The 2,473-nt window shown below is 72.6% G+C and carries 2 protein-coding genes and 2 pseudogenes; 3 read left to right on the forward strand and 1 reads right to left on the reverse strand.

Annotation, left to right across the window (positions count from 1 at the left end; all coding sequences use genetic code 11):
* From H5J33_RS31050 to H5J33_RS31060, 3 genes and pseudogenes are all read left to right on the forward strand, one after another.
* Positions 1-389 (forward strand): annotated as a pseudogene (locus H5J33_RS31050) (DNA-protecting protein DprA); the annotation flags it as partial.
* A 320-nt stretch (positions 390-709) separates the two neighbouring features.
* Positions 710-1,552, forward strand: a complete 843-nt coding sequence (gene whiG, locus H5J33_RS31055; protein ID WP_030785101.1) for an RNA polymerase sigma factor WhiG — start codon at positions 710-712, stop codon at positions 1,550-1,552.
* 63 nt (positions 1,553-1,615) lie between these two features.
* Entirely contained in the window at positions 1,616-2,173 is a 558-nt protein-coding gene (locus H5J33_RS31060) for a TetR/AcrR family transcriptional regulator (protein WP_181798096.1), read from the forward strand.
* Positions 2,174-2,211: 38 nt separating this feature from the next.
* Here H5J33_RS31060 and H5J33_RS31065 read toward each other — a convergent pair.
* Positions 2,212-2,473: pseudogene (locus H5J33_RS31065) on the reverse strand (M23 family peptidase); the annotation flags it as partial.

Raw genomic sequence — 2,473 nt, forward strand, 5'->3', positions numbered from 1 at the left:
GGTTCACCATGGGTGTTCCCGGTCCGGTCACCAGCGCCCTCTCCGCGGGCGTGCACGACCTGCTGCGCGGCGAGGCCACCCTGGTCACCGACGCCACCGAGGTCGTCGAACTCGTCGGCGCCATGGGCGAGCTCGCACCCGTCCGGCGCGGCCCGGTGCTCCCGCGCGACCTGCTGGAACCGCACGCCCGCGGGGTGCTCGCCGCCCTGCCCGCGGGCCGCGCCGCGCCCGTGGAGGAGATCGCGCTCGGCGCGCGCACCACCCGGGAGGACGCGATCGGGAGGCTGTACGAGCTGCGAGCGCTTGGCTATGTCGAACGACACGGCGATGGCTGGAAGTTGACACGCCAGGCGGTGATCTCGGTCCGCGACGGTCACCCGCCGTGCTGACCGATCCTGTTCGGCCGTCCGGGGGAACCCCCGACAGCCTTGGCGTTTCCCGGAGTTGGCGCATCCGGCCGGTCACGGAGAGCGAGCCGTGGCCCCCGGTCACCCGCCCGGCGTGAGCCCCCGCGCACGGGTGGAGCCGTCTTGTTCGCACACCGCGACACCGCAGTCACGCTACGCTCACGAAGGTGCGACGCAGACCGCGTCAACCCGACATCAGACCGACACCTCACCCAGTCAGCCCCCTTCTCCGCACCGACCCCACTCCCTCCCACATCACGGCACATCACGGCACTTCACGGCAGAACGACACAAGGCGACGAATGCCCCAGCACACCTCCGGGTCCGACCGGGCGGCGATCCCCCCAGCCGCCCGCGACGGTGGCAGCGCCCGACCGCCCGCACCCTCGACGCTCGACGAGCTGTGGCGGTCGTACAAGGCGACGGGGGACGACCGGCTGCGGGAGCAGCTGATCCTGCACTACTCGCCGCTGGTCAAGTACGTGGCGGGCCGGGTCAGCGTGGGACTGCCGCCCAATGTGGAGCAGGCCGACTTCGTCTCCTCGGGAGTGTTCGGGCTGATCGACGCGATCGAGAAGTTCGACATCGACCGGGAGATCAAGTTCGAGACGTACGCGATCACCCGGATCCGCGGCGCCATGATCGACGAGCTGCGGGCGCTGGACTGGATCCCCCGCTCGGTGCGGCAGAAGGCGCGCAACGTCGAGCGTGCCTACGCCACCCTGGAGGCGCGGCTGCGGCGGACGCCGACGGAGGGCGAGGTCGCCGCCGAGCTGGGCATGGAGGTCGACGAACTGCACGCCGTGTTCAGCCAGCTGTCGCTGGCCAACGTGGTCGCCCTGGAGGAGCTGCTGCACGTCGGCGGCGAGGGCGGGGACCGGCTCAGCCTGATGGACACGCTGGAGGACACCGCCGCCGACAACCCGGTGGAGGTGGCCGAGGACCGGGAACTGCGGCGCTTCCTGGCCCGGGCGATCAACACCCTGCCCGAGCGGGAGAAGACCGTCGTCACGCTCTACTACTACGAGGGGCTCACCCTCGCCGAGATCGGCAACGTCCTCGGCGTCACCGAGAGCCGGGTCAGCCAGATCCACACCAAGTCCGTGCTCCAGCTGCGGGCGAAGCTGGCCGCCTTCGGCCGCTGATTCCTCCCGCTCGCCGGGGGTGTCCGTAAAGTGGTCGGCGTGCCAAGGATTCGAGCGGCCTCCGTGGCCGAACACCGGTCGATGCAGCGAGCCGCCCTGCTGGACGCGGCTCGGACCCTGCTGTCCGAGGGCGGGACGGAGGCGCTGACCTTCCCCGCGCTGGCGGAGCGGACGGGGCTGGCGCGGTCGTCCGTGTACGAGTACTTCCGTTCCCGGGCCGCGGTGGTCGAGGAACTGTGCGCGGTCGACTTCCCGGTGTGGGCGGCGGAGGTCGAGGCGGCGATGGAACGGGCCGGCTCGCCCGCGGGCAAGGTCGAGGCGTATGTGCGCCGGCAGCTCGCGCTGGTCGGCGACCGGCGGCACCGGGCCGTGGTGGCCATCTCCGCGAGCGAACTGGACGCCGGGGCCCGGGAGAAGATCCGGGCGGCCCACGGGGGACTGATCGCGATGATCGTCGAGGCGCTCGGGGAACTGGGCCACGAGCAGCCCAGGCTGGCGGCGATGCTGGTGCAGGGCGTGGTGGACGCGGCCGTGCGGCGCATCGAGCTGGGCGCCGCCGAGGATCCCGCGGTGGTGACGGAGGCGGCCGTGAACATGGCTCTGCGGGGCGTCAAGGGCTGACCCCGGCCGGCCGGACGCGCGGCGGCCGAGCGGGTCCGTCAGGCGGCCGGCGGGATGGGCAGCAGTCTCGACGGCCCCCCGTTCAGCAGCCACGGAGGCAGCAGCGACAGCGGGTCCAGGTAGGTCGTGCCCCGCAGCAGACCCCAGTGGACGCAGGGCGCCGGGCCGCAGTGGGCGCCCGCCTCCAGCGTCCCGACCACCTCGCCCGCGCCCACCTCGTCACCCTCGCCCACCGAGGCCCGTACCGGCTCGTACGTCGTGCGCAGATCCGTTCCCCGCACCTCCAGCGAGATCACGCCC

This window comes from Streptomyces sp. WELS2, from assembly GCF_013870595.1.
In the GTDB taxonomy this organism is placed as follows: Bacteria; Actinomycetota; Actinomycetes; order Streptomycetales; family Streptomycetaceae; genus Streptomyces.